This is a genomic window from Paenibacillus terrisolis (genome assembly GCF_056171975.1).
In genome coordinates this window covers 1-25,744 of sequence record NZ_JBKFGG010000029.1, presented here as the reverse complement: position 1 = coordinate 25,744, position 25,744 = coordinate 1, and the positions used below count along the sequence as shown (strand labels likewise).

Genomic DNA, 25,744 nt, shown 5'->3' with positions numbered 1-25,744 from the left:
TGCTAATAATGCTTCATAAAATAGCGGAACGTTAGGGTCTTATTTTCCGAATCCAAGCGTGTTCTTCAACAATAGGGGAGTTAATTGGTCTTATTTCCCAACGATCGGTACAAAAAGCGGCCATTTCTCGGCGATTCGGGAAAATAGCGCCATCCATATCCTCTATTTCACGCAAAATGAAGGATATCGCCCAAATAGAGGTATTTCTGTCCCTAATATCTTATTCCGAGATTATCAACAGGGTAATTAGGGCCGTTTATCCAACCCGGAAATCCCTTCTCCAGCCCATATTATTTCGGTAAGCCTTGACTAGTCATTTTCTGCTTCATATGATATAATAAAAAGTCGTTTATCCTTGTTGATTGTGGCATTGATGGACGGCTTTTTTTAAAGGATAACTTGGATAAAAGAGAGGTGAAATTCCTTGTTGGACCGACTGCAATCCCTGGCTGACCGTTACGAGAAGCTGAGCGAGCTGCTTTGCGACCCGGACGTAGCGAACGATACGAAGAAACTGCGGGATTACTCCAAAGAACAATCGGATTTACAGCCGGCTTATGAGGCGTACACCGAATATAGAAATGTCGTTGAAGAGCTTGAGGCCGCTAAAGTGATGCAGGCCGAGAAGCTGGACGATGAAATGCGCGAAATGGTCAAGATGGAAATCGAAGATCTATCCGCACGCCAGCAGGAATTGGAAGATAAAATTCGCGTTCTGCTGCTGCCGAAGGATCCGAATGACGATAAGAACGTAATCGTGGAAATCCGCGGCGCGGCCGGCGGCGACGAAGCGGCGCTGTTTGCCGCCGACTTGTACCGGATGTATACCCGTTACGCGGACACGCAAGGCTGGCGTATCGATTTGATGGATATGAATGAAAGCGACCTCGGCGGATTCAAAGAAGTGATCTTTATGATTAACGGGCGGGGCGCATACAGCAAGATGAAGTATGAGAGCGGCGCGCACCGCGTGCAGCGGATTCCATCGACGGAATCCGGCGGACGGATTCACACGTCGACCTCGACGGTGGCGGTGCTGCCGGAAGCCGAAGAAGTCGATATCGAAATTCTGGATAAGGATATTCGCGTGGATACGTTTTGTTCAAGCGGTGCCGGCGGCCAGTCCGTCAACACGACGAAATCGGCCGTGCGGGTTACGCATATTCCGACGGGAATCGTGGCAACGTGCCAGGACGGCAAATCGCAAAACTCGAATAAGGAAAAAGCCCTCCAGGTACTTCGCGCCCGTATCTCCGACATGATGCGCCAGGAAGAGGAAGCGAAATACGCCGGCGAACGGAAGAGCAAGGTAGGCACCGGCGACCGCAGCGAGCGGATCCGGACTTATAATTTCCCGCAAAGCCGCGTCACTGACCATCGCATCGGCCTGACCCTGCACAAGCTGGATCAGGTGATGAACGGCGAGATCGAAGAGATCGTGTCCGCGCTGACGATTGCGGAGCAAGCCGATTTGATGGATAAAGGAGAATAAAATTTTGAACAGTGAAGGATACCGGTTATCCGGAACGTTGACCATTTGGGAAGCCCGCAAAGAGGCTTCTTCTTTTTTAGCCGCCGCGGGCGTGAGCGAGCCGGATTCGAATGCGGAGCTGCTGATCCGCCACGTGTTGGGGGTTTCGGGCGCCGCGTATTTGGCGGCGCTGCGCGATCCCTTCCCGGCGGACCGGATGGCCGCTTGGGAAGAAGCCATCCGCCGCAAAGCGGCGGGCGAGCCGGCGCAGTATATCACCGGGGAACAGGAATTTTACGGCTTGACCTTTCAGGTCACGCCGGCGGTGCTGATCCCCCGTCCTGAAACGGAGCTGCTCGTTGAGCAAATCGCTAACTGGGGCGATTTGCTGTGGCCCGGCGGAGCGCCGCTTGCCGCCGACATCGGGACCGGCAGCGGCGCCATCGCCGCCGCGCTGGCCCATTTGCGCCCGTCGTGGCGCATCGCGGCGAGCGATATCTCGCCGGAAGCGCTGGCGGTGGCGGGCGCGAATGTCCGGCGGCTCGGCCTTGACGTTGCGTTCAAGCAGGGGAACCTGCTTGAGCCTTTTGCCGGCGATCCGCTGGACATCGTGATTTCGAATCCGCCGTACATTCCGGCGGAGGAGATCGCGCGCCTTCAGCCGGAGGTGCGCGATCACGAGCCGCGCGGCGCGCTGGACGGCGGCCCGGACGGGCTCGCGCCCTACCGGGCCATGATGGCGCAGCTCGCGCTGCTCCCGAAGCCGCCCCGTCTGATCGGCTTCGAGCTGGGGATGGGACAAGCCGGCGATGTGGCAGGAATGCTTCGCGCCGCGGGATACTGGTCGCGGATTATCACGATACCGGACTACGCCGGGATCGACCGGCACGTCATCGGCATCGGCGAAGAACCGGTATTTTAATCCGCCTGCTTTCGTTATTGGCCCGGACGAATCTAAAAATGGATGAATCTCCTCTATCATATGTCGCTGTCCAAGAAGGTTCAGCCTCATAGATTATAGTATTAACAAAAGGGAGGAGATTTCAGTCATGGCAATAACATTGACGTTTCCTTATACTCAAGCGGCGGGTGTGGGCCAAGGCTATTTTGTCGAAGCCGATCCGCCGGGAGCCGTCGGAATTGCGACCGTTGCCAGCACTACGGGCAATGTGGAGCTGCGCATAACCCGATATAACGCACCGCCTTTCACGGTGACGGTTCCGTCGGGAACTACCTTTGCGGTAGGCATTTCCGCGATTCAAACGATTGGTATTTTCGCACTGCAGAATGCCACGGGTACCCTGACGTTTACGACGAACATCTGATTTTTTGCGGGTTTCGGCTTCGAGAGGCAAGACGAGCGCTGACTTTCTAAGGTCAGGGCTCTTTTTTTGCTATGAATCCATATATGGAAGCAAGTCCTGGAAATTGGTCTTTCGATTTCGATTTGCCGCTTTTTAAAGTATAATTAAAGGAAAATGGAATAGAAATTGGCTCCAACCATTCAGGAAAAGAGGATTACCGTGCTGAGCAAACTCAAAAAAATCGACTACGCGATCGTGTTTATCCTGCTGCTGCTTATGGTCATCAGTATCGTGGTATTGTACAGCGCTACTAGGAATACGGAGTTCAGGGGAGATCATCTCAGGATGCTCGCCAATTATGCGCTGGGGTTTGTCGCGTTTTTTGCGGTTTCCCTATTCGATTACCGGCTTATCGTCAAACATGCGACTTATTTATATCTGTTTGGTTTTATGCTGCTCGTCTTGGTTATGTTCGTCGGCAATACGTATCATAACGCCACGGGATGGATGACGATCCCTGTGATTAACCAAAGCTTTCAGCCGGCGGAATTTTTCAAGCTGATGCTGGTTATTTTCCTGGCCTTTTTGCTGATCCGCAAGCGTAAGCCCCGGCTGTTGTTCTGGCGGGATGTTTTGCCGATCTGCTTGCTTACGTTCATCCCTTTCGTCGCCGTTATGGCGCAAAACGACCTTGGCAACGCGCTCAGCTACATCATTATCCTTGCCGCGATGCTCTGGATCGGGAACCTGAAGTACATGCACGCGCTCATCGCTGTCGTCATTTTCGCCGGTTCCGTTTTTGGGGGAATCAGCGCCTATAAGGCATATCACGATCAGATTCAGGCCTTTTTCGTGGAGATCGGTCGGGAGCACTGGATCAACCGGATCGATCCGTGGCTGATGCCGGAGAAAGCCAGCGACGACGCGGCTTACCATACGAGAAACGCCAAGCTTGCGATCGCTTCCGGCGGGATGACCGGGGAAGGCTACATGAAAGGAGCGCTCGTGCAATCGGAGCGGGTTCCGTATACGTATTCCGATTCGATTTTCGTCGTGATTGCCGAAGAGTTCGGGTTTATCGGGAGTTCGGCGCTGCTGCTGCTTTATTTTGTGCTGATCCATCGGCTGATCCTCGTTTCGCTGGAATGCCGTGAGCGAAGCGGGCCGTATTTGATCGTCGGCATCGTCGCGATGCTGCTCTATCAAATATTTGAAAACGTCGGCATGTTCATCGGGCTTATGCCGCTTACCGGGATCACATTGCCCTTCATCAGCTACGGAGGTACCTCGTTGCTTATCAATATGATCAGTATCGGCGTGGCCATGAGCATCCGCATTCACGGGCATGAAACGGAAGAGGAGAAAAATGTGGCCTCACCCCGTTATAGCACGCTGAAAAACTAATTAGACTGAAGTGTTGGGCGAGAGTGAGGGATATTTCCTGAAAAACGGCAGCGGCCGCCCTTGGAGGCGGAAAAACAAGTCACGCGGCTGACCTCCACGTCCGAACCTTGGTTCAACATATTTTTAATTTTCATAGATTTCAAAGATTAATAGGTTTACAACTCTCCCGGCGGGACATACTGATAGACATCCGAGATTTGCGAGGGGAGAGCGCAGGCGATGAAGTCGAATCGGCGTATGGCACTTATCTTTTTTTGTTTTTTGATCTTGCTCATGTCCTGGGAAGGACAAATGATTGATACCGCTTCGGCATCCGGCAGCAGCGGGGTGATCCCGAAGGATTCCATCCGGCTGCGCATTCTGGCGAACTCCGACGGAGTCGCCGATCAGGCGGTAAAACGCCGCGTTCGCGACGCGGTTGTCAAACAAATGAACAGCTGGGTAAGCCAGCTTGATAATCCGCAAAGCCTTGAAGAGGCGAGAAACGTCATCCGCGAGAACTTGGGAGCGGTAGAGGCGCAAGTGGCAGAGACGTTGAAGGAGAGCGGAAAAAGCTACGGGTATAAAGTGGAACTTGGCGTAGTTCCTTTTCCGACGAAGATGTACGGCGGAGCGGTATATCCCGCGGGCAACTATGAAGCGCTTCGCGTAACGCTCGGCGAAGGCAAGGGGAAGAACTGGTGGTGCGTGCTGTTTCCGCCGTTATGTTTCGTCGACGCCGGCAGCGGCGACGCGGTTGCCCAGAACGGTGCGGTGGTAAAAACAGCCTCTGCCAGCGCCGACGGCTCAGATAAGGAATCCGGCGCCGTCCAGGCAAGTCCGGAAAAAACGGAGGTCAGATTCTTTATTTGGGACATGCTGGTCCGGCTGTGGGATTGGATTTCGGGATGGTTTGCTTAAGTGTTGGGAGCACCTGAGGGTGAATAGAGCAGAGCACTGAACAGAACTTCCGAACAGCAGACCAGGCGGAGCACTGAACAGAGCACTTAGCGGGGAACTTAGTAGAGCGCTGAATGGAGAACTGAACAAAGTACTGAACAAAGTACTGAACAAAGTACTGAATAGCGCTCCGAGTAGCCACCGAACAGGTTACTGAGTAGCACAACGAGCCGAACAGAGTACTGAATAGAACACTGAATAGAACACTGAATAGCCTCGCCAAGCAGCCCTTGTTTCGGCATGTTTATCTTCTGCAGATACGTTTTCGTTAGTCCTGCTTATCAGTTAGTTGTATTTACTGCAGTTAATTAATGCGGCATGAGTCCATTCTCCGTGAATAGTTGTATTTGTTGCAGGCCTGTTGATTAACCGATATTAGGGAATGAGATTGCGTTCAACAAATACGCTTTCCACTCAACAGGTAATTCCTGCACCTTAAATAGGCGGTCGAATTGGGCAAACGATAACGGAGCGGAAACGTGGACGCATGAGTTTCCCTGTTCAAACCAAAACTTAAGTAACACATAGATAAGCAACGCCGTATACAACTGGCCGTGCATCGCATTAGGCGTTGTCCCAAACAGTTTAGTGACATTCAGATGCTGTTTGATCCAGCGAACAAGATCTTCAATTTGCCATCGGGTCTTGTAAATCATCTCCAGGCGTTGAACCTGTTCACCTTGCCTCGATCGCGTAGTTCCTAGAAGACTTGAAAGACGGGGAGAGCTGGAAGTTACTAAAAAACTGCAAAAATACATCTTTTTCTTCTCACAACGCCGATAGGACTGCAATTCCTGCAAAAGTGCATCTTTTCACGCCTTAATCGTTTGCATAGATGTCTGTACCCGCTAAATTCCTGCACTTTGGCAGGCTTTTCTATCAAATCGGCACATTTCACTGAAAAAACCTGTATTTTTGCAGGAATTGGACTCAGACACTGTAGCTTGGCTTGTAACTGTTTGCTAGTTTCGAATCGGCGTTCTTTTTCCTACCTTTTTTTGGCTAATCAACGGGCCTATATTTGTAGCAGTTAATTTAGCTATTATGAGCTCAATTCTCCGATTTTGGGGATTTTAATTGCAGTTTATGCAATTATTTAGGGGAAATATGAAATAACCTATGAAAATAACTGCAACTTGTGCAACTAAACAAAGGACATGGTGCACAGTACTTGGGGTTCAAAGAGCCAAGGGTTCGAACCCGGAGCAATCTCCCGATGTGACTATGCCTCCTGTGACTATCCTGCCCCCGTGACCATGCTCCCGAATGACCATGTTCTCTTCAATGTCCGCCCGACTGTTCGGGAGGGCATTTTTTGTCCTCGCCGCGTGCTTTCGCTTCCTAATGGGTCGGTTAACTTGCCGGGATCGGTTATAATAGATAAGAATGTTGGACTTGTAGACTACAAAGTGAAAGTTTGGGATGACTCACATGAATAACGAACAAGTTGAAAATGATAGAGTGAACGGGATAACGCATCACGGCGAAAACGGGAAATTTGGCTCCTTAGGTGCGGCGACGCCCGGGGCGGAAGCCCGGGAGACGCGCCGGTGGGATTTGACCGGCGCCGGCGGCCATGATCGTGAGTTGGCCGAAGCCGCCCGTATTTTGGCGGGCGGCGGCACTGTGGCTTTTCCGACCGAGACGGTGTACGGTCTCGGGGCGGATGCCCGGAACACGGCAGCGGTGGAAGCGATTTTCGCCGCCAAAGGGCGGCCGTCGGACAATCCGCTGATCGTGCATATTGCGGACATGAGCCAATTGGAAGGACTCGTTACGGAAGTGAACGAGACCGAGCGGAAGCTCATGGAAGCGTTTTGGCCCGGGCCGCTGACGCTGGTCCTGCCGTCGGCGCCCGGCGCCGTCTCGCCCCGCGTGACGGCGGGCCTGTCCACCGTGGCCGTGCGCATGCCGGCCCACGACGTGGCGCTGCGGCTCATCGCCGCAGCGGGATGCCCGGTGGCGGCGCCCAGCGCCAACCGGTCGGGGCGGCCGAGCCCTACGCTGGCGAGCCACGTGGGCGAGGATTTGACCGGCCGCATTGACGGCATCGTCGACGGCGGGCCCACGGGCGTGGGCGTGGAGTCGACGGTCGTGGAAGTCGGCCGGGACGGCGTGGTCACCGTGCTCCGCCCCGGCGGGATCACGGCCGAGCAACTCGCCCGCGTGGCGCGCGCGGGCGTGCGGCTGGACGCCGCCCTCCGCAAAGCGGACGGCGAGCGCGCAGCCGACATCCCGGCGCCGCGCTCGCCGGGCATGAAATATACGCATTACGCGCCGCAGGGCGATTTGCGCATCGTGCGCGGGGCCGCCTGGGACAAGGTAGCGGCCCGCATTCAGGCCGAGCTTGACGCGGCGTCCGCGCGCGGGGAGAAGACGGGCGTGCTCGCCTTCGACGAGCATCTCCCGCACTACCGCGCGGACCTCGTGCTTTCGCTCGGCAGCGAAAGCGAGCTTGCGGCGGCGGCGCACCGCCTTTACGCCGCGCTCCGCCGCTTCGACGACAGCGGCGTCACCTTCATTCTGGCCGAGTCCTGCCCCGAAGAGGGCCTCGGCCAGGCCGTAATGAACCGCCTGCTCAAAGCGGCGGGACACCAGGTCATTGACGCGGATTGACCCATGAAAGGGGGGAGGATATGATCGCCGTCGGACTTAGCGGCTGGGGGGATCATGACGATCTGTACCCCAAAGGAACGTCGGCCAAAAGTAAGCTGGCCCTCTACGCCCGGCATTTTCCCGTGGTGGAAGTGGACAGTTCCTTTTATGCCGTGTTGAAGGAAGACATCTATCGACGCTGGCTGGCGGAGACGCCGCCGGATTTTGCGTTCATTATAAAAGCGTATCAAGGGATGACCGGTCATGCCCGGGGGAAGACGCCTTTCTCCGGTCCGGGCGAAATGTTCCAGGCTTATCTGGACTCGATTCGTCCCGTTGTGGAATCGGGCCGTTTGAAGGCCGTCATGTTTCAGTTCCCGCCCTGGTTCGATTGCATCCCGGATCATGTTCGTCAGCTGCGTGCGATCCGCAAATGGATGAACGGCTTGCCGCTGGCGCTGGAATTTCGCCATCAAAGCTGGTTCGCTCCGGAGACCCGGGAACGGACGCTTGAGTTCATGCGGGAAGAAGGCTGGATTCATATTGTGTGCGATGAGCCTCAAGTTGGGCTGGCCTCGGTTCCGACGGTGCTTGAACCGACGGACGAAGCGTTAACGATCGTTCGCATGCACGGCCGGAATGCCGGAGGCTGGAGCCAAAGCGGAGCGCCGAACTGGCGCGAAATCCGCACGCTTTACCGCTACAGCCGAGACGAGCTGCTGGAATGGCGGGATAAGCTGATCCTGCTTCATTCCAAAGGGACGCGGGAACTTTGCGTCATTTTCAATAATAACTCCGGCGGAGACGCGGCCGGCAACGCCAAGGAAATGATGGAGCTCCTGGGTTTGAAATCGGCCGAATTGCCGCCGAAGCAGCTGGATCTTTTTGGAGAAAGCCAGAGTAGAATAGAATAAGGCGTCCGTCCCCCGAAGTCATGAAGTTTTGTCTTCCGGCATATGGTTGTACAAAGACTCGGACATGGAGGATTGGCGTTATGATGACGGCTTATGAGTGGCTGGGAGAATTAATGACGATCGTTTTGATGGCGATCGCGCTGGGAATGGACGCGTTCTCCTTGGGGATCGGCGTAGGAATGAGGGGAGTTCTGCGGCGCGATGCGATTCGGATCGGAGCGGCGGTCTCCCTTTTTCACGTGCTGATGCCGCTGCTTGGAATCTATGCGGGCCAGTATGTAGGAGTACTGCTTGGTCACTTGGCCAAATATGTTTCCGGCGGTTTGCTGCTTCTCCTGGGAGCCCATATGATTGCCGGGTCGATCAAAGGAAGCGGCGTTAAACCGGTGAATTACCACTCTTTTATCGGCATCATATTGTTTGCGTTAAGCGTGAGCATCGACTCTTTCTCCGTTGGCGTGTCGCTGGGGATGTTTCGGGGGGATTTACTGCTGACCGTATTGGCTTTCGGCTTTTTCGGCGGATTGATGTCGGTGATGGGGCTGGCGATGGGCAGGGGAATGGGCCGGACCCTGGGCGAATACGGCGAGGCGGCGGGAGGAGCGATTCTGCTGACGTTTGGACTGTTGTTTATCTTTTGATACAATAATGATATAAAGTCACATTGTAAGTATAGTTTCCCTTGTTCCATTTGTTTTGCTGCCTAATATCCGGCGTGGAGGTGAAACAGCATGCGAGTTTTGTTTGTGTGCACAGGAAATACATGCCGCAGTCCGATGGCGGAGGGGCTATTGCGCAAGCTGGCGCGCGAACGGGGAATTGACATTGAGGTGCGTTCCGCGGGAGTGTCTGCCTTGTCAGGGGCGTCCATGTCCCGGCATGCGGAAGCCGTCCTCAAGGACCAAGGAATCAGAGAAAGATTCATTTCGACTCCGCTTCACGCGGATTTGACGGAATGGGCGGATCTGGTCCTGACCTTGACGCACGGGCACAAACGCCAAGTCATTCATACTTACCCCGCGGCTGCGGAAAGAATATATACCCTAAAAGAATACGTCGAGGACGACAGGGCCGTATTGGCGGAGCGCGAGGAGCTGCAGCAGCTGATCGCCGATCTGGAGATCGGAAGGGCGATGGGCCAAAGCTTTCCGGACGACCGGCGCCGACGCTTGAATCAACTGAGCGAACGGATGCCGAATTATGATATCTCCGATCCTTTTGGCGGTTCGCGGGAGGATTACGACCGGACCGCGGCGGAAATTCGTGCGGCACTCGATAAACTGCTTGATAAGCTGGGGCGGGAAGGATTCTTCAATTCTTGATAAGTTCGAAAAATCGTTAAATTATCGGCTTGTTTCCGAGACAACGGCGGTTGAAATTTAAGTTGCTTTTGTTCCGTTCATGTTTTATTCTAAGATCATGAAAGCTTGGATCCGGTGTAACTGGCGACAAAAGTGGATGAAACCACGATGGAGCATCGGATAATACGGCCGGTCGCCTGGGCAAAGAGCAAGACGCATGAAGTTGCGTCCTGCTCTTTTTTCTTTGTCGTCTTTATCCTGTTCCCGGCTTTTGCCGGAATATTTCGCTTTTTGCCCAATTGCATTTCTTTGGCTCGGACTTATATAGGCGGGTCCCGTCCCCGAAGTTATCGTCACGCTCGCCGGCTGTTTTAGGTATAATAAGGACAGACTTTGACGAAAAGGGTTCGATTTCTTCGGGCAGAAAGGGGTTCTTAAGTTGGAGACGGAAGATCTCGGGATTATTCGGGAACAGGTAGCCGGAATCGTTGAGGAATTGGCCGCCGCCGCGAATCTCGGCCCAGGCCGCCTTTTGGTCGTTGGAGCAAGCACCAGCGAAGTGGCGGGACAACGGATCGGCACGGGCGGAGCGGAAAATATAGCCGCGGAACTGTATGCGGGGATCGACCAAGTTCGGACCCAATACGGTTTTGACGTCGCGTTCCAATGCTGCGAGCATTTAAACCGTTCGCTTGTCGTAGAACGCGCGGTTTTGGAACGGATGGGCTTGACTGAAGTCGGCGCCGTTCCCGTACCCAAAGCAGGGGGATCCATGGCGGCGGTCGCTTATCGGAATCTGCAAGAGCCATGTTTGGCGGAAAGCCTGGAGGCCCACGCCGGAATTGATATCGGCGAGACGCTGATCGGCATGCATTTGCGCCGCGTCGCCGTTCCGTTCCGCCCTTCGGTCAGAGCGGTCGGCCAGGCCCGTGTCACCGCGGCTTGGACCCGTCCGAAGCTCATTGGCGGGGAGCGGGCGGTTTATAAGCTCCCGGAGGTTCAGGATTCGGGGGCGTGCAAGTAACCAATCTGCAAACGAGATAATGAATGGGAGGATGGTTGAACGATGGAACAATTGAGAAAACAGGATCCGGCGGTGCTGGAAGCCATGAATTTGGAGCTGGGACGCCAGCGGAACAATATTGAACTGATCGCTTCCGAGAATATCGTCAGCGAAGCGGTTATGGAGGCGATGGGTTCCGTCCTGACGAACAAATATGCCGAAGGTTATCCGGGCAAGCGCTATTATGGCGGCTGCGAACATGTCGATATCGTAGAAGATATCGCCCGCGACCGGGCCAAGGAATTGTTTGGCGCCGAGCACGCCAACGTTCAGCCTCACTCCGGAGCGCAGGCGAACCTTGCGGTCTATCTGGCCGCGCTTAAGACCGGCGATACCGTGCTCGGCATGAATTTGGCCCATGGCGGCCACTTGACCCATGGCAGCCCGGTGAACGCATCCGGTTTGTTCTATAATTTTGTAGCCTACGGCGTTCAGGAAGACACATTCCTGATCGATTACGAAGAAGTCCGCAAAGCTGCGTTTAAGCATCGCCCCCGGTTGATTGTCGCCGGAGCGAGCGCATATCCGCGGATCATCGATTTCGAAAAGCTGGGAGCGATCGCAAACGACGTTGGCGCCCTGTTTATGGTCGATATGGCGCATATTGCGGGTCTGGTTGCCGCCGGCCTGCATCCAAGTCCGGTTCCTCACGCTCATTTCGTTACGACGACAACGCATAAAACGCTGCGCGGACCTCGCGGCGGGATGATATTGTGTCGTCAGCCTTGGGCCGCGGCCATTGACAAAGCCGTGTTCCCGGGAACACAAGGCGGACCGCTGATGCATGTTATCGCCTCCAAAGCGGTTGCTTTGGGCGAAGCGCTGCAGCCTTCCTTCAACACATATGCGCAAAACGTAGTGAAAAACGCTCAAGTCTTGGCCGAGACTTTGGTTGCCGAAGGGCTTAACCTGGTTTCCGGCGGTACGGATAACCACTTGATGCTCATCGATACGCGTAACCTGAATATTACCGGGAAAGAGGCCGAGCATGTGCTGGACTCCGTCGGCATTACGGTCAACAAGAACGCCATTCCATTCGACCCGACCAGTCCGTTTGTCACAAGCGGCATTCGGATCGGAACGCCGGCGGCGACTTCACGCGGGATGGATGCCGAAGCGATGAAGGAGATCGCCCAAATTATCGCGACGACGCTCAAATCTCCTAAGGACGAAGGCGTGCTGGAAAAAGCGCGTAAACAAGTTTCCGCGTTGACAGACCGCTTTCCGCTGTATCCGACTCTTAAATATTAATAATCTTGTTTGAACCTGTTATGCCGGAAGTTACCGCTTCCGGCATATTTGTTAAGCATAGAAGTAAGCGATTCCAAAGAAGCGCTAGATAAAAATATAATCATTTTTGACGTCTTTTCAACATGTTTGGACAAAGGTGAAAATGCTGAACCGTAGTGATATAATAAACAAGATTTGTGGACGTCCGAAGAATGGGAATCGTCCCGCAAGTAAAGACTTAGCATTAATCGGAGGTACGAACTATGGCAAAATTGGTGGTATGCGATCACCCCTTGATCCAACACAAACTGACTTTTATCCGCGACATGCGCACGAACACGAAGGATTTCCGCGAATTGGTGGATGAAGTCGCAACGTTAATGGCCTACGAAATTACGAGAGATATTCCGCTCGAATCGATCAAGGTGCAGACGCCGGTCGCAGAGGCCGAATCGCAAGTGATTTCGGGACGGATGCTTGGGCTTATTCCGATTCTTCGCGCCGGGCTTGGGATGCTCGATGGAGTGCTTAAGCTGCTCCCTGCCGCAAAAGTAGGCCATGTCGGTCTTTTTCGCGATCCGGAAACGCTGATGCCCGTGGAGTATTACATTAAACTGCCGACGGACGTACAAGAGCGCGAACTGATCGTTATCGATCCGATGCTGGCTACCGGGGGTTCGGCTATCGCCGCGATTGATGCGCTGAAAAAACGCGGTTGTACGCAGATCAAAATGATGAACCTGATCGCTGCTCCGGAAGGAGTTAAAGCCGTTCACGACGCTCATCCGGATGTCGACATTTATGTAGCCGCCATGGACGATCATTTGAACGATCACGGATATATCGTACCGGGCTTGGGCGATGCCGGCGACCGTCTCTATGGCACGAAATAATCTGGCTCCATCTATTAAAAGCGAGATGCTATTTTAAGGAAGGAAACCGTTATGTCTAAGATTAAGGTAATGACCATTTTTGGAGTCAGACCGGAAGCTATCAAAATGGCTCCTCTAATTCTGGAATTGCAGAAACACAGAGATTATATCGAATCGGTCGTTTGCGTGACGGCGCAGCATCGCGAGATGTTGGATCAAGTGCTGGACGTATTCAAGATTACGCCGGACTACGACCTGAATGTCATGAAACCCAATCAAAGCCTGAACGAAATCACCATTCGCGTTCTTCAAGGCTTGGAATCGGTGCTTTGCGAAGCGAAGCCGGACATCGTGCTTGTTCACGGGGATACATTGACCACGTTCCTGGCCAGCTATGCGGCTTTCTTGCAGCAGATCAAGGTGGGGCATGTCGAAGCCGGTTTGCGCACCTGGAACAAGTTATCTCCATATCCGGAAGAAATGAACAGGCAGCTCACCGGAGTGCTTGCCGACCTGCATTTTTCTCCGACGGATTGGTCCGCCGGGAATCTGCGGAAGGAGAATAAGCCGGAGTCAGCTATATATGTCACAGGCAACACGGTAACAGATGTGTTTCAATATACAGTAAAGTCTGATTACAACAATTCTGTGCTGGAATGGGCCGATGGAAAACGGCTTATTCTGATGACAGCTCACCGCCGCGAATCGCAAGGGGAGCCGCATATGAACATATTCCGCGCCGTTCGAAGAATCGCTGATGAGTTCGACGACGTGGCCATTGTTTATCCGGTTCATCCGAGTCCGGCGGTAAGGGAACCGGCCTATGAAACTTTGGGCAATCATCCTCGTATTAAACTTATTGAGCCTCTCGATGTGGTGGATCTGCATAATTTCTATCCGCATACCCATCTCATATTAACGGACTCTGGCGGTTTGCAGGAAGAAGCGCCTTCTTTTGGTGTTCCTGTACTGGTACTGCGGGATACGACGGAACGTCCGGAAGGAATCGAGGCAGGTACTCTCGAGCTTGTCGGCACAAATGAGGAGATGGTGTATGAGCGGACAAAGGCGTTGCTATCGGATCAGGAAGTATACAATTCAATGAGCCGTGCGGCAAATCCTTACGGAGATGGGCGGGCATCAGAGAGAATTGTCAATGCGATTTATCACCATTTCGGGATTATAAAAGATCGTCCTGAGGAATTTCACAGAAAGTTCACAAATGAAAACTAAACAAAGTTTTTAAGGAAAATCGTACAGCATACAGTTAGACTGTACGGTTTTCTAAGGTTTTAAAAAAATGAAAATGAAAATGAAGTTTCAAATGCTTTCCGACAGGCATTTGCACAAGTTTCACTCAATTGACAAAGTTTATTTTGAATTAGTAAAATGAACTAGAATTCCGAGGGTGGGACAGAAAATGGACAAACCTGAAAATTCTGAAAAATCCGAAAAACGGGTTGAATCTGCTTGGAAAATGGCAAGTACGGTAAGCGTAATTGGCATTGATTTCGCTGTGTTCACAATGGCCGGTTTTTATCTCGGTTCTTGGGTCGGCGGCGAGTGGGGAAACCGGGGAGTCGGAGTGGCCATAGGCGTTGTTGTCGGAATGGCCGCGGGAATTTTGGGGGCTGCCCAGGTAATCAAAAAAATAATGAGGGAAAGCGATGAATGAACTGTCCAAATTTCGGATAGCGTTAATCAGAGTGGTTATATCTCTGGCTGCTTTTTGTCTGATTGTCTCCGTTGCTTTACCCGCGCATCGGACGATTGCCCACGGCCTTATTTTGGGTTCCGCCGTCAGTTGTATCAACGTGCTGTATATGTCGTACAAGATTCGAAAGATCGGCGAAGCGGCGGCAGCGATTGGCGAAGGCAAGAAACTCAGGGGTGGAGTTGGCCTCGGATTTGGTTTCAGGTTGGCGACATCGGTACTGGCTATCATTTTACCGCTCGAATTCCCGCATTATTTTGATGAAGTTGCTGTTCTGGCCAGTCTGGTCTTAGCTCATTTTCTGCTTCTTGTATTAGGCATTATTTTTTCTATAAAAGAACAGAATCAAATGGATCGAGATCGAAAGGCTTGAAAAGAAAAGCAATTCAAAATTAGAATTCTGGACTGGGAAAGGGGTGAGAATTGTGCATAAGTCACCGATTATCGAATGGTATGGCCTGCACATCGATTTATCCGTAATTCTGATGCTGGTCGTCTCCTGCACCGTCGTGTTCCTGATCGCTTTTTTGGCGACAAGAAACTTGTCGGTGGAGAACCCGAGCAAGCTTCAGAATTTTATGGAATGGGTCGTTGATTTCGTGAAGGGGCTCATCTCGAGCAATATGGACATGGAAAAAGGAAGACCGTTCCTGTCCCTTGGGATGACGCTGATCATGTTTATCTTTGTGAGCAATATGCTTGGCTTGCCGTTCGGGATTGTTACGGATTACCACGATAAGAATGACGCTCATATTTTCGGTAAGCCGATTATCTCGGTTACGCAGGAGTTTGATAAGCTTGAGGCTGATCAAGCCGCTAGCGGAGATAAGGAAGAAATTGAAGTTGGCGTTGCTTGGTGGAAATCGCCTACCGCTGATGCCGGTGTATCCATGGGCCTGGCCATTATGGTTTTCTTGATGGTTCACTTCCTGGGCATGACGCGTAATACGAAAAACTATTTCAAGCATTATTTTCAGCCATATCCGTTTTTCTTTCCAATCAACTTGATAGAACAGTTCTCAAAATTGCTGACGCACGGGATGCGGCTTTACGGCAATATTTTTGCGGGTGAAGTATTGATAACCGTGTTGCTGAAGCTGACGGCTCTTGGGTTTGTGGGATATATTTTCTCCGCTGCAGGGCTAGTGGTTTGGCAGGGTTTCAGTATTTTCGTCGGCTCTATTCAGGCGTTCGTGTTTACGATCCTGACTTTCGTATACATTTCTCAAGCGCTTGAGACGCATCACGAGGAACATTGATTTCAGCATCATATTTTGCATTAATTCGGTTTTAAGGTTAAGGATGAAGCTGCTATCGGCAGTCATGCTTAGCTTGCAAATATTACGACAAAATCACATTTTTTGAGGAGGATTTTTGAAATGGGAGTAATGGCATATTTGGCCGCTGCAATCGCGGTAGGCTTGGGCGCACTTGGCGCAGGTATCGGTAACGGCTTGATCGTAAGTAAAACGGTAGAAGGTATCGCTCGTCAACCGGAAGCAAGATCCGTACTTCAAACAACGATGTTTATCGGTGTCGGTCTGGTCGAAGCCCTTCCTATCATCGGTGTCGTACTTGCGTTCATTTTCTACACTGCTGCTTAAGAGAACAGAATGAGAGGTATGGCGAGGAAGGCACGGCCTACCCAGCCATACCTTTTTACCTGAATCCAACGCTTCGTGTTCGAATGGAAGCAGAATGAACCGATGAACCGGAAAGGAGTGACTGAGATTGGAACTGAACTGGGAATCCCTGGTGGTTGCTTTGATTGCGTTTCTGATTCTCTATTTCTTGCTTAACAAATATGCTTTCGGTCCCCTTTTCTCCGTTATGGAAAAACGCCGTCAGCTTGTTCTTCAACAAGTAGAGGAAGCAAAGCAGACCCGCGAACAAGCAAGTGTATACGTGGATGAGCAAAAGCAAGCTTTGCAGCAAGCCCGCAAAGAAGCTTACGATATTATTGAACAGTCCAAGCAAACCAGCAGCAAACAGGCTGTCCAAATTATCGATCTGGCGAAAAACGAAGCTACACGTCTTAAAGACGAAGCCGTCCGCGATATCGAAAACGAGAAGAACAAGGCGGTCGAGCAGCTTCGCACCGAAGTTGGCGCCGTGTCCGTGAAGATCGCTTCCAAGCTGATCGAAAAAGAAGTCAGCGAAGATAAGGTGCAAGGCGAACTGGTCGACCAGTATCTTAAAGAGGTCGGTGGCCGCTCATGAGCCGCGAGACCGTAGCAGCCAAACGGTACGCCAAAGCGTTGTATGAAATTGCGGCGCAGGAAGACCGGACGCTGGAAGTGGAGAGCGAACTGAAAACCCTCGAAGCCGCTTTGCGGGACGGGAATGAGATCGCCCACTTCATTTCATCGCCGAAGATTTCCGAAGGCGAAAAATGGGAGGTTATTTCCCGCGCAATAGAGGGCAAATTGTCCAAACCTGTCGTTTCGCTCACCAAACTGTTGATCGAACGGGGAAGAATCGATATTTTGCCGGAACTGCTGGACGGATATGTGAAAATTTCCGGGGATGCGCTTGGTATCGCAAATGCGATTGTGTATTCCACATATGAGCTCAGCGATGCGGAAAAGGAACAGGTAGCCGCTGAATTCGGCGCGCTGGTGAACAAGAAGGTTCGCGTGGAAAACGTGATCGACAAATCCTTGCTCGGCGGCGTAAAAGTCAGAATCGGCGATACCTTGTACGATGGAAGCTTGGCCGGCAAGTTGGATCGGCTTGAAAAGTCTTTTCGAAGACAAGCACTGTAGATAGGGGTGAAACACTTGAGTATCAGACCTGAAGAGATCAGCACACTGATTAAAAGTCAGATCGAACAATACAAATCGGAAATTGAAGTGGCCGAAGTCGGCACCGTTATTCAAGTTGGTGACGGTATCGCCCGTGTCCACGGACTTGAGAACGCCATGGCAAACGAACTGCTTGAGTTTGAAAACGGCGTTTTTGGTCTTGCGCTCAATCTGGAAGAAAGCAATGTCGGTGTCGTTATCTTGGGCCCGTACAGCGAAATTCGCGAAGGCAACCAAGTTAAACGCACCGGACAAATCATGCAAGTGCCTGTAGGCGACGCCCTGCTCGGACGCGTCGTGAATCCGCTCGGCCAGCCGGTTGACGGCAAAGGTCCTGTGGCAACGACGGAATTCCGCCCGGTTGAAAACAACGCCCCAGGCGTTATCGAACGGAAATCGGTTCATGAGCCGATGCAGACTGGCATCAAGGCAATCGATTCGATGGTTCCGATCGGCCGCGGTCAACGCGAGCTCGTCATCGGTGACCGCCAAACCGGTAAAACGGCGATTGCGATCGACACGATCATCAACCAAAAAGGCAACGGCGTGAAATGTATTTATGTCGCTATCGGACAAAAGCAATCCACCGTTGTAAACGTAGTTGAAACCCTGCGTCGTCACGGTGCTCTTGATTACACCATCGTCGTTACGGCTGCCGCTTCGGAACCGTCGCCGCTGCTGTACATCGCTCCTTATGCCGGCGTAGCTATGGCAGAGTACTTCATGTACAAAGGCGAGCACGTCCTGATTATCTATGACGACTTGTCCAAACAAGCTGCCGCTTACCGCGAATTGTCCCTGCTGCTCCGTCGTCCTCCAGGCCGCGAAGCATTCCCTGGTGATGTATTCTACCTTCACTCCCGTCTCTTGGAACGTGCGGCCAAGCTGAGCGACGAACTCGGCGGCGGATCGATTACGGCGCTTCCGTTCATCGAAACGCAGGCTTCCGACGTATCGGCATATATCCCGACCAACGTAATCTCGATTACGGACGGCCAGATCTTCCTGGAATCCGACTTGTTCTATTCCGGTCAACGTCCGGCAATTAACGTCGGTATCTCCGTATCCCGGGTAGGGGGCTCCGCTCAAATCAAAGCGATGAAGAAGGTTGCCGGCACGCTCCGTCTGGATCTTGCCCAATACCGCGAACTTCAAGCGTTCTCCCAATTCGGTTCAGATCTGGATAAATCGACGCAAGCTCGGTTGACACGCGGTTCCCGGATGATGGAAATCCTGAAGCAAGGCGTGAACCAACCGCTTGCCGTTGAACAACAAGTTGTCAGCTTGTATACGGCCGTAAAAGGTTACCTTGACGATATTCCGCTCGGTGACGTTCGCCGCTTCGAATCGGAATTCCTGTCGTTCATTTCGAACCAGCATGATGAAGTGCTGCAATCGATCCGCGACACGAAGGATTTGACCGCCGACAACGAAAACAAGCTCAAAGAAGTTATCGAGCAGTTCAAACGCGGCTTCGCAACGACGGCTTAACCAAGAATCAGAGCATAAACCGGCTTTGGCTCCCGAGCGAAACGCCGGTTTGTGGCTGTGTGCTTTATAAAATAACTTTGGCTATGCCAAAGTGGATTTCGATCAAATGAATCTTTAAGCAAAAGTTTGAAATGATTCTGAAGAAGCGTAAGCGGTCGCCTTTGTGATCGGATTTCTACCTTTGATAAATTTATTAATACGAGAAATCTGAGAACAACAGCGATCATAAGAACATTTCAAAATTGCAGCGAACTGATTCATTTAAAGCAGCTTTGGCCCCGCCAAAGTTTTAAGGTGGTGAAATCATGGCAAAAGGGATTCGCGAGATTAAGCGTCAGATCAAGAGCATTCAAAACACCCGTCAGATTACCAAAGCAATGGAGATGGTCGCTTCCGCCAAGCTAAGAAAAGCGCAGGAGAAAGCCCAAGCTTCGCGGCCTTACGCCGAAAAGCTGAAAGAGGTTGTCACCAGCATTGCGGCCGGCTCGCTGGGGATCAACCATCCCATGCTCGTATCGCGCCCGGTGAAGAAGACCGCTTATATTGTGATCACCTCTGACGGCGGACTCGTTGGCGGCTATAACGCCAATATTCTCCGTAAAGTGTCGGAGCTCATCCGGGCCAATCATTCCTCTGCGGAGGAATACGGCTTGTTCGTGATGGGGCGCAAGGGCCGGGATTATTTCAAACGCCGGAATATGCCGATTGTTGAAGAAGTAACCGAGCTGTCCGATACGCCAAAATTCGCGGACATCAAATCGCTGTCGTATGCGGCGGTGAAGAGCTTCGAAGATGAGCAATATGACGAGGTGTATATCTGTTATAACCGGTTCGTCAACGCGATCACCCAACTGCCAACCGTGGATCGTTTGCTCCCTTTCGAAAAAGTTGAATCAGCCGAAGGCGTGAAAGCAAGCTACGAATATGAGCCATCCGCGGAAGGCGTGCTGGAAGTGCTCTTGCCCAAATATGCGGAAACATTGATCTTCAGCGCATTGCTGGACGGAAAAGCCAGTGAACTCGGCGCCAAGATGACGGCAATGGGCAGCGCGACGAAAAACGCTACGAAAATGATTAATGAACTGACCTTGACCTACAACCGTGCTCGTCAAGCGGCAATCACCCAGGAAATCACGGAAATTGTCGCCGGCGCGAATGCGCAAAACTGATAGTTTAACTGTCAGCGGCCAAGATCATTTGAGCTCGGATACGAACATAGTTTGCGGGTAATGCGGTTTAGGTTTTTTCGCTCCGCAATACTTTTAGGAGGGAAACAAAAGATGAACAAAGGACGCGTTGTCAGCGTAATGGGTCCGGTTGTTGACGTCGAATTTGGACGCGGACAACTGCCGGAAATCTTCAACGCAATTAAAATTGAGAAGCGGGAAGGGCAATCGCACGACCTGATTCTGGAAGCATCCAATCATCTGGGCGACAACCTGGTTCGCTGCATCGCCATGTCCTCGACGGACGGCCTGGTGCGCGGCACGGAAGCTCTGGATTTGGGAGCGCCGATCTCCGTTCCTGTCGGTGAAGCGACGCTTAGCCGCGTATTCAACGTACTCGGCGAAACGATCGACAACAAAGGCGAAGCGGGAACTGAACTCAGAAATCCGATCCACCGTGAACCGCCTTCTTTCGAACAATTGTCCACGCAATCGGAAATCCTGGAAACCGGAATCAAGGTTATCGACTTGCTGGCCCCTTATGCCAAGGGCGGTAAAATCGGCTTGTTCGGCGGCGCAGGCGTAGGTAAAACCGTTACGATTCAAGAGCTCATCCGCAACATCGCGCAGGAACACGGCGGTATCTCCGTATTTGCCGGCGTTGGCGAACGGACTCGCGAAGGTAACGACTTGTACATGGAAATGACGGAATCCGGCGTTATCGAGAAAACGGCCATGGTGTTCGGACAAATGAACGAACCTCCAGGTGCCCGTCTTCGCGTGGCCTTGACCGGCCTGACAATGGCCGAGTATTTCCGTGACGAACAAGGGCGCGACGTGCTGCTCTTTATCGACAATATTTTCCGGTTCACGCAAGCGGGCTCCGAAGTATCCGCCTTGCTCGGCCGGATGCCATCGGCCGTAGGTTACCAACCTACCTTGGCTACGGAAATGGGTCAATTGCAGGAACGGATTACTTCGACGAAAAAAGGTTCCGTTACATCCATCCAAGCGATCTACGTGCCTGCCGATGACTATACTGACCCGGCTCCGGCTACGACGTTTGCTCACCTTGACGCAACGACTAACCTGGAACGTAAAATTTCCGAAAAAGGGATTTTCCCTGCAGTGGATCCGCTGGCTTCCAGCTCTCGGATTCTGACTCCGGAAATCGTTGGCGAAGAGCACTATAACGTGGCTCAAGGCGTTAAGCAACTTTTGGCTCGTTACAAAGAGCTTCAAGATATCATCGCAATCCTCGGTATGGACGAATTGTCCGAGGACGACAAGATGATCGTGGCGCGCGCCCGGAAGATCGAACGCTTCCTGTCGCAGCCGTTCAACGTAGCCGAACAGTTCACGGGGATTCCGGGCAAATACGTGCCGATTTCCGAGACCGTACGCAGCTTCAAGGAAATTCTGGACGGCAAACACGATGATCTTCCGGAAGCGGCCTTCCTCTTCGTCGGTACGATCGAAGAAGCTGTGGAGAAAGCCAAGACGCTGTAATCGCATCTTAATTAGCGGATGCTTCAGAAATGAACTGTCCCACGAACTGGAGGGATGAAGTTGAGCACCTTTTTATTCGAAATCGTTACGCCGGAGCATGTGGTGTTCTCCGAAGAAGTGGACAGCTTGATTGTCCGCGGCGCGGAGGGGGAGATGGGCATTTTGCATGGCCACGTCCCGCTGGTCACCCCGCTTCAGGTTGCTCCGATCGTAGTGAAAAAAGGCGGCAAGACGACCAATATCGCCGTGCATGGCGGTTTTATCGAAGTGCAGGGCAGTAAGGTGATCGTGCTGGCCGAAAGCGCAGAATTGCCGGGAGAGATCGACGTGGAACGGGCGGTTGCAGCCCGGGAGCGTGCCGAACGCAGACTCGCAGCCCGCAGCAATCAAGACCGGGTCGATCATCGTCGCGCAGAGCTTGCGTTGCAAAGAGCGGTTACCCGGATCAATGTATCCAGCCGCTCCAAGGAATAGAACAGCCGTTAAAGCCGGACACTACGAACAGGGTGTCCGGTTTTTTATTTTGGCCTTTTTGACGGGCTAACGCCCTAAAGCAGGAAAAATAAAACCTGTGAAGAACATAATAGAGATGCCTTTTTTCAATAGTTTGAATTGGAAGCCTTTGCAAGTGAAAGAAGTACTGGATTATTATCACGCTGGCAAGTATGATATATAAGGTCTAGAATTTTACAAGAATTTAACCGATAAAAATAATAGGTCCTTTATAATGGATATTGGGCTTATTTGAGAGGGTATTAACCGTTTTGGGGCAAGTGGCATAAATTATAGAACGTGATGGGGAGGAAGCTGCAAGTGGAGCCGATCGATTCTGTGCCGGTAGCGGTTGGCGTGAGTGGCCTGACGGCTATTCTCGTGTCGCTTTTCTGCATTGCCCTTTCCTTTTGGGCGCTGCAGAACCTGAAGCTGGATTTGATTATCCGCAACCCCAGAGGGCCTCAGGGAAAGCTGCTTCAACTGCTGTTGGCCGTGATACTTGGGCACTTCGTCGCCGCTTTTATTATGGATTACTTGAGTTACACGCAAATGCTTAAGTATATGTTTTAAAGCTTCATGGGGGTAAGGGGTTATTTGTTAGCGGACAGTTCAAAGAAAATGTCGAATAACATCATTTCAATGTGTCAACAATGGTGAATAAGGGATTATAGACACGTTACGATGACCAGGGCTTGCCAATAAGACGATTTTCTCGTCAATCCTTGCCTTTTCGACAGGATCAGAACCTTGTCTGCCTCAAATGACCGATGCTATGATGAAATTTAGGGAATGAGCCGGATATGTTTTTCCAAAATGGGAAAATAGTGAAAATGAACGCGGAGGGAACCATGATGAGCAAATTTATCGTCCGCGGTGGCAATGTTTTGACCGGGAACGTAAAAGTTAGCGGAGCAAAAAATTCAGTGCTGCCGATCATTGCGGCGTCTTTATTGGGTGAGAAAGGTGTCAGCATCATTCGCGATGCGCCTCCCCTGGACGATGTAATGACGATTAATAAAGTTTTGGAATCACTCGGAGCGAAAGTTACATATGACCGGGAAGTGATTACGGTTGATGCGGAACACATCGCTTCTTGTGAGGCACCGTACGAATGGGTGCGGAAAATGCGGGCGTCTTTTCTTGTCATGGGTCCATTGTTGACACGGACCGGATATACTCGAATTTCTTTACCTGGTGGCTGCGCCATCGGAACGAGACCGATCGATCAGCATTTGAAAGGCTTTGAAGCCATGGGAGCGGAAATCAACCTGGGTCAAGGCTTTATTGAAGCGAAAACACAAACCCGCCTGCGCGGGGCTAAAATATATCTGGACGTCGCAAGCGTGGGCGCAACGGAAAACATCATGATGGCAGCTACGCTGGCCGAAGGCACGACGATCATTGAAAATGCGGCCAGAGAGCCGGAAATCGTTGATTTGGCCAACTACTTGAACGGAATGGGCGCTGTTGTTCGCGGCGCAGGGACGGGCGTCATTCGTATTGAAGGCGTTGAGAAGCTGCACGGCGTTGAGCACACGGTAATTCCGGATCGGATTGAAGCGGGAACATTTATGATTGCGGCCGCCATGACCCGCGGCAATGTGTTCGTGGAAGGCGCTATCGCCGACCATTTAGGTCCGGTCATTTCCAAATTGGAAGAAATGGGCGTAACCGTGGAAGCACAGGAAAACGGCGTTCGCGTCATTGCCGATAAACCATTAAAAGCCGTCGACGTCAAAACGCTCCCTTATCCGGGATTCCCTACCGATATGCAGTCGCAAATGATGGCGCTGCTCCTTACCTCCGAAGGAACAAGCGTTGTTACGGAGACCATTTTTGAGAATCGTTTCATGCATGTGGATCAATTCCGTCTGATGAACGCGGAAATCAAAGTAGAAGGACGGAGTTCTATCGTTACGGGCGCCTCCCGACTCAGCGGAGCGAAAGTGTGCGCAACGGACCTGCGTGCGGGAGCTGCGCTGATTATCGCCGGTCTGGCCGCCGATGGCACAACGGAAGTGAGCGGCACTCATCATATTGATCGTGGTTACGTACATCTGGCCGAGAAGCTGTCTGGCCTCGGAGCCGATATTTGGCGGATCTCCATGGAAGAAAAAGAGGCCTCCGTGGAAGCCGGCAAAATTCCGGTATCTGTCAAAGAGGAACGGCCCGTGCTGAATATTCAGCCGTCTTGGGCTTAACTGATTTAACTATCCTGTAGGCAACATAAAATAAGGAAGAAGAAACCATGCTGAAAGAGCATGGTTTTTTTGCGTTTACGGAAAACTAAATGACAAGCGGAAGCAAAGAATTTTGCGTACCCATGCCTGTATTATCCATCTTCATCGTTACATCAAGGTTACGCGATCATCGGAAAGCCTATGACTAGATGCAGCTGATATATGGCTGGGGCTGCGCTTTCCAAACCAATAAATGCTAGAGAGCCAGCAAGGGGAAAGGATGCGGTTGGATCGAGAGCGGCGGGTTGCGCAAAGGCTCCGGCTTTTGATGTCCGCAAGAACCGGGTTCTAGCAGAACGGCGAAACTCATATCTATAAGTATAGCGAGCAAACGATATAGCCGTATAATCGATAGGATCGGTTAATGCGGCCGCCAAATGATCATAAGGGATTTGCTGCAGCACGAATGAGATGGAGGTAGCCTAGAACATGCCAAATCAACCCGGTTCACTCAAAATAAACATGGCCGCACGCCCGGAAAGTCGGGGCAAACCGGAGCAGCGAATGCCGGAGAACCGAGCGATTCAAAGCCAAACGGCTCGAAATCAAGTGATCCCGTTAAAGCAACAGGAGAATGAATCGCAAAACAGCGGGAAAGCGGCAACGATAAGGTCCGAAAGGATTGAGAAGGAGAAAACCGGCAGTGACGACATCAAGAGAGTTCATATCCAGCCGGAGAGAATAGCAGTCACGCCGGAGAATGCCGGAAGGCTTGTGCCGAGAGCAGATCAGAAACTGGGGGCTATGCTCGGGAAGGTTCAAGAAGAGCAATGGAAGGAAACGAGTAGGACGACTCGGCAAGGCGAGCCCGGGAAAGCAAGCGTTTCGGAACAAGTGAAGGAAAGCGATAAAACCAATGCTTTATGGGAAGCGAAAAAGAGAGAAGAAGCGCGCGTAACGGATCAAATCCGGCAGACTGGGAAACAACGTGCAGCGGATCAGTGGATCGAGGCTGAGATACAGCGCGTACCCGATTCGAAGAATGGGATTATGGAACATCCCGCTCCAGATCCGAAGAGGCGGTTTGAAGAACGCCGCGTGTCGCACCCGGCACAAAAAAGTGAGCAGATTAGCGAAGACGGGCAAAAGGTAGAGAGGAACGAGGCGCATGGGGCGGGCACGCCCCATGCGCGGGCCATTGCTTTCCACGTCGCCGCCCGCGCCGCACCCCACGCGCCGCACGTCCGCGTCGACGTGCGGCCCCGCCAACGCGCGCCGCGCTTCCGCAGCGG

The 25,744-nt window shown here is 52.2% G+C and carries 27 protein-coding genes and 1 riboswitch; of the genes, 26 read left to right on the top strand and 1 reads right to left on the bottom strand.

The window, feature by feature from the left end; all coding sequences use genetic code 11:
• Positions 1-424: 424 nt before the first annotated feature.
• The 5 genes from prfA (at position 425) to spoIIR (ending at position 5,079) form a co-directional block, all read left to right on the top strand.
• Complete coding sequence (gene prfA, locus ACI48K_RS19990) at positions 425-1,492, top strand: peptide chain release factor 1 (protein ID WP_475029390.1); 1,068 nt, start codon at positions 425-427, stop codon at positions 1,490-1,492.
• A gap of 4 nt (positions 1,493-1,496) precedes the next feature.
• The gene (gene prmC / locus ACI48K_RS19985; protein ID WP_475029389.1) at positions 1,497-2,393 is read left to right on the top strand and encodes a peptide chain release factor N(5)-glutamine methyltransferase; all 897 of its coding nucleotides are present in this window, start codon (positions 1,497-1,499) and stop codon (positions 2,391-2,393) included.
• Between the two features lie 127 nt (positions 2,394-2,520).
• A complete protein-coding gene (locus ACI48K_RS19980) occupies positions 2,521-2,796 on the top strand; it encodes a hypothetical protein (RefSeq protein ID WP_475029388.1) in 276 nt (91 codons plus the stop codon).
• Between the two features lie 198 nt (positions 2,797-2,994).
• Positions 2,995-4,179: an FtsW/RodA/SpoVE family cell cycle protein gene (locus ACI48K_RS19975; protein ID WP_475029387.1), complete on the top strand. Its 1,185-nt coding sequence runs from the start codon at positions 2,995-2,997 to the stop codon at positions 4,177-4,179.
• 219 nt (positions 4,180-4,398) lie between these two features.
• A complete protein-coding gene (gene spoIIR, locus ACI48K_RS19970) occupies positions 4,399-5,079 on the top strand; it encodes a stage II sporulation protein R (RefSeq protein WP_475029386.1) in 681 nt (226 codons plus the stop codon).
• Positions 5,080-5,483: 404 nt separating this feature from the next.
• Here spoIIR and ACI48K_RS19965 read toward each other — a convergent pair whose 3' ends face one another.
• Positions 5,484-5,909 (bottom strand): transposase, encoded by a 426-nt coding sequence (locus ACI48K_RS19965; protein ID WP_475029432.1) that lies wholly within the window; start codon positions 5,907-5,909, stop codon positions 5,484-5,486.
• A 631-nt stretch (positions 5,910-6,540) separates the two neighbouring features.
• On the opposite strand from ACI48K_RS19965, the gene ACI48K_RS19960 reads away from it, so the two are divergent.
• From ACI48K_RS19960 to ACI48K_RS19860, 21 genes are all read left to right on the top strand, one after another.
• Complete coding sequence (locus ACI48K_RS19960) at positions 6,541-7,734, top strand: L-threonylcarbamoyladenylate synthase (protein ID WP_475029385.1); 1,194 nt, start codon at positions 6,541-6,543, stop codon at positions 7,732-7,734.
• A gap of 20 nt (positions 7,735-7,754) precedes the next feature.
• Positions 7,755-8,627 carry a DUF72 domain-containing protein gene (locus ACI48K_RS19955; RefSeq protein ID WP_475029384.1) on the top strand — a complete coding sequence of 291 codons (873 nt, stop codon included), beginning with the start codon at positions 7,755-7,757 and terminating at the stop codon, positions 8,625-8,627.
• An 80-nt stretch (positions 8,628-8,707) separates the two neighbouring features.
• Complete coding sequence (locus ACI48K_RS19950) at positions 8,708-9,268, top strand: manganese efflux pump MntP (protein WP_475029383.1); 561 nt, start codon at positions 8,708-8,710, stop codon at positions 9,266-9,268.
• A 90-nt stretch (positions 9,269-9,358) separates the two neighbouring features.
• Positions 9,359-9,949 (top strand): low molecular weight protein arginine phosphatase, encoded by a 591-nt coding sequence (locus tag ACI48K_RS19945; RefSeq protein ID WP_475029382.1) that lies wholly within the window; start codon positions 9,359-9,361, stop codon positions 9,947-9,949.
• A gap of 106 nt (positions 9,950-10,055) precedes the next feature.
• Positions 10,056-10,138, top strand: a riboswitch (ZMP/ZTP riboswitch).
• Positions 10,139-10,367: 229 nt separating this feature from the next.
• Positions 10,368-10,952 (top strand): TIGR01440 family protein, encoded by a 585-nt coding sequence (locus ACI48K_RS19940; RefSeq protein ID WP_475029381.1) that lies wholly within the window; start codon positions 10,368-10,370, stop codon positions 10,950-10,952.
• Between the two features lie 42 nt (positions 10,953-10,994).
• A complete protein-coding gene (locus ACI48K_RS19935; protein WP_475029380.1) occupies positions 10,995-12,242 on the top strand; it encodes a serine hydroxymethyltransferase in 1,248 nt (415 codons plus the stop codon).
• Between the two features lie 242 nt (positions 12,243-12,484).
• Positions 12,485-13,114, top strand: a complete 630-nt coding sequence (gene upp / locus ACI48K_RS19930; RefSeq protein WP_475029379.1) for a uracil phosphoribosyltransferase — start codon at positions 12,485-12,487, stop codon at positions 13,112-13,114.
• Positions 13,115-13,165: 51 nt separating this feature from the next.
• On the top strand, positions 13,166-14,326 hold the full coding sequence (gene wecB, locus ACI48K_RS19925; RefSeq protein ID WP_475029378.1) for a non-hydrolyzing UDP-N-acetylglucosamine 2-epimerase: 1,161 nt from the start codon (positions 13,166-13,168) through the stop codon (positions 14,324-14,326).
• Positions 14,327-14,513: 187 nt separating this feature from the next.
• Positions 14,514-14,768, top strand: coding sequence for an AtpZ/AtpI family protein (locus ACI48K_RS19920; protein WP_475029377.1), 255 nt, complete (start codon positions 14,514-14,516; stop codon positions 14,766-14,768).
• A complete protein-coding gene (locus ACI48K_RS19915; RefSeq protein WP_475029376.1) occupies positions 14,761-15,180 on the top strand; it encodes an ATP synthase subunit I in 420 nt (139 codons plus the stop codon). Before ACI48K_RS19920 ends, ACI48K_RS19915 begins: the two co-directional genes overlap by 8 nt.
• 49 nt (positions 15,181-15,229) lie before the next feature.
• Positions 15,230-16,066 (top strand): F0F1 ATP synthase subunit A, encoded by an 837-nt coding sequence (gene atpB / locus ACI48K_RS19910; RefSeq protein WP_475029431.1) that lies wholly within the window; start codon positions 15,230-15,232, stop codon positions 16,064-16,066.
• A 120-nt stretch (positions 16,067-16,186) separates the two neighbouring features.
• Positions 16,187-16,411: a F0F1 ATP synthase subunit C gene (gene atpE, locus ACI48K_RS19905; protein WP_475029375.1), complete on the top strand. Its 225-nt coding sequence runs from the start codon at positions 16,187-16,189 to the stop codon at positions 16,409-16,411.
• Between the two features lie 127 nt (positions 16,412-16,538).
• Positions 16,539-17,027, top strand: a complete 489-nt coding sequence (gene atpF, locus ACI48K_RS19900; RefSeq protein ID WP_475029374.1) for a F0F1 ATP synthase subunit B — start codon at positions 16,539-16,541, stop codon at positions 17,025-17,027.
• Complete coding sequence (locus ACI48K_RS19895; RefSeq protein WP_475029373.1) at positions 17,024-17,572, top strand: F0F1 ATP synthase subunit delta; 549 nt, start codon at positions 17,024-17,026, stop codon at positions 17,570-17,572. The genes atpF and ACI48K_RS19895 overlap by 4 nt, the downstream gene beginning before the upstream one ends.
• 15 nt (positions 17,573-17,587) lie before the next feature.
• Positions 17,588-19,102: a F0F1 ATP synthase subunit alpha gene (atpA, locus tag ACI48K_RS19890; RefSeq protein WP_475029372.1), complete on the top strand. Its 1,515-nt coding sequence runs from the start codon at positions 17,588-17,590 to the stop codon at positions 19,100-19,102.
• 305 nt (positions 19,103-19,407) lie between these two features.
• Positions 19,408-20,271 (top strand): ATP synthase F1 subunit gamma, encoded by an 864-nt coding sequence (gene atpG / locus ACI48K_RS19885; RefSeq protein WP_475029371.1) that lies wholly within the window; start codon positions 19,408-19,410, stop codon positions 20,269-20,271.
• 111 nt (positions 20,272-20,382) lie between these two features.
• A complete protein-coding gene (gene atpD / locus ACI48K_RS19880; RefSeq protein WP_475029370.1) occupies positions 20,383-21,777 on the top strand; it encodes a F0F1 ATP synthase subunit beta in 1,395 nt (464 codons plus the stop codon).
• 60 nt (positions 21,778-21,837) lie between these two features.
• Positions 21,838-22,251, top strand: a complete 414-nt coding sequence (locus ACI48K_RS19875) for a F0F1 ATP synthase subunit epsilon (protein WP_475029369.1) — start codon at positions 21,838-21,840, stop codon at positions 22,249-22,251.
• A gap of 339 nt (positions 22,252-22,590) precedes the next feature.
• Positions 22,591-22,842, top strand: a complete 252-nt coding sequence (locus ACI48K_RS19870; RefSeq protein ID WP_475029368.1) for a DUF1146 family protein — start codon at positions 22,591-22,593, stop codon at positions 22,840-22,842.
• A 281-nt stretch (positions 22,843-23,123) separates the two neighbouring features.
• Positions 23,124-24,473, top strand: a complete 1,350-nt coding sequence (gene murA / locus ACI48K_RS19865; protein WP_475029430.1) for a UDP-N-acetylglucosamine 1-carboxyvinyltransferase — start codon at positions 23,124-23,126, stop codon at positions 24,471-24,473.
• Between the two features lie 468 nt (positions 24,474-24,941).
• On the top strand, positions 24,942-25,744 hold an 803-nt coding region (locus tag ACI48K_RS19860; RefSeq protein WP_475029367.1), incomplete at its 3' end, for a hypothetical protein.

What these genes read in the sequence shown, in the direction of transcription:
- ACI48K_RS19935 (WP_475029380.1), top strand. Translation starts at nt 10,995, where the DNA reads ATGGAACAATTGAGAAAACAGGATCCGGCGGTGCTGGAAGCCATGAAT.
- ACI48K_RS19950 (WP_475029383.1), top strand. Translation starts at nt 8,708, where the DNA reads ATGATGACGGCTTATGAGTGGCTGGGAGAATTAATGACGATCGTTTTG.
- ACI48K_RS19915 (WP_475029376.1), top strand. Translation starts at nt 14,761, where the DNA reads ATGAATGAACTGTCCAAATTTCGGATAGCGTTAATCAGAGTGGTTATA.
- ACI48K_RS19945 (WP_475029382.1), top strand. Translation starts at nt 9,359, where the DNA reads ATGCGAGTTTTGTTTGTGTGCACAGGAAATACATGCCGCAGTCCGATG.
- ACI48K_RS19955 (WP_475029384.1), top strand. Translation starts at nt 7,755, where the DNA reads ATGATCGCCGTCGGACTTAGCGGCTGGGGGGATCATGACGATCTGTAC.
- atpG (WP_475029371.1), top strand. Translation starts at nt 19,408, where the DNA reads ATGGCAAAAGGGATTCGCGAGATTAAGCGTCAGATCAAGAGCATTCAA.
- upp (WP_475029379.1), top strand. Translation starts at nt 12,485, where the DNA reads ATGGCAAAATTGGTGGTATGCGATCACCCCTTGATCCAACACAAACTG.
- ACI48K_RS19895 (WP_475029373.1), top strand. Translation starts at nt 17,024, where the DNA reads ATGAGCCGCGAGACCGTAGCAGCCAAACGGTACGCCAAAGCGTTGTAT.
- atpD (WP_475029370.1), top strand. Translation starts at nt 20,383, where the DNA reads ATGAACAAAGGACGCGTTGTCAGCGTAATGGGTCCGGTTGTTGACGTC.
- ACI48K_RS19980 (WP_475029388.1), top strand. Translation starts at nt 2,521, where the DNA reads ATGGCAATAACATTGACGTTTCCTTATACTCAAGCGGCGGGTGTGGGC.
- ACI48K_RS19920 (WP_475029377.1), top strand. Translation starts at nt 14,514, where the DNA reads ATGGACAAACCTGAAAATTCTGAAAAATCCGAAAAACGGGTTGAATCT.
- spoIIR (WP_475029386.1), top strand. Translation starts at nt 4,399, where the DNA reads ATGAAGTCGAATCGGCGTATGGCACTTATCTTTTTTTGTTTTTTGATC.
- atpE (WP_475029375.1), top strand. Translation starts at nt 16,187, where the DNA reads ATGGGAGTAATGGCATATTTGGCCGCTGCAATCGCGGTAGGCTTGGGC.
- murA (WP_475029430.1), top strand. Translation starts at nt 23,124, where the DNA reads ATGAGCAAATTTATCGTCCGCGGTGGCAATGTTTTGACCGGGAACGTA.
- ACI48K_RS19960 (WP_475029385.1), top strand. Translation starts at nt 6,541, where the DNA reads ATGACTCACATGAATAACGAACAAGTTGAAAATGATAGAGTGAACGGG.
- wecB (WP_475029378.1), top strand. Translation starts at nt 13,166, where the DNA reads ATGTCTAAGATTAAGGTAATGACCATTTTTGGAGTCAGACCGGAAGCT.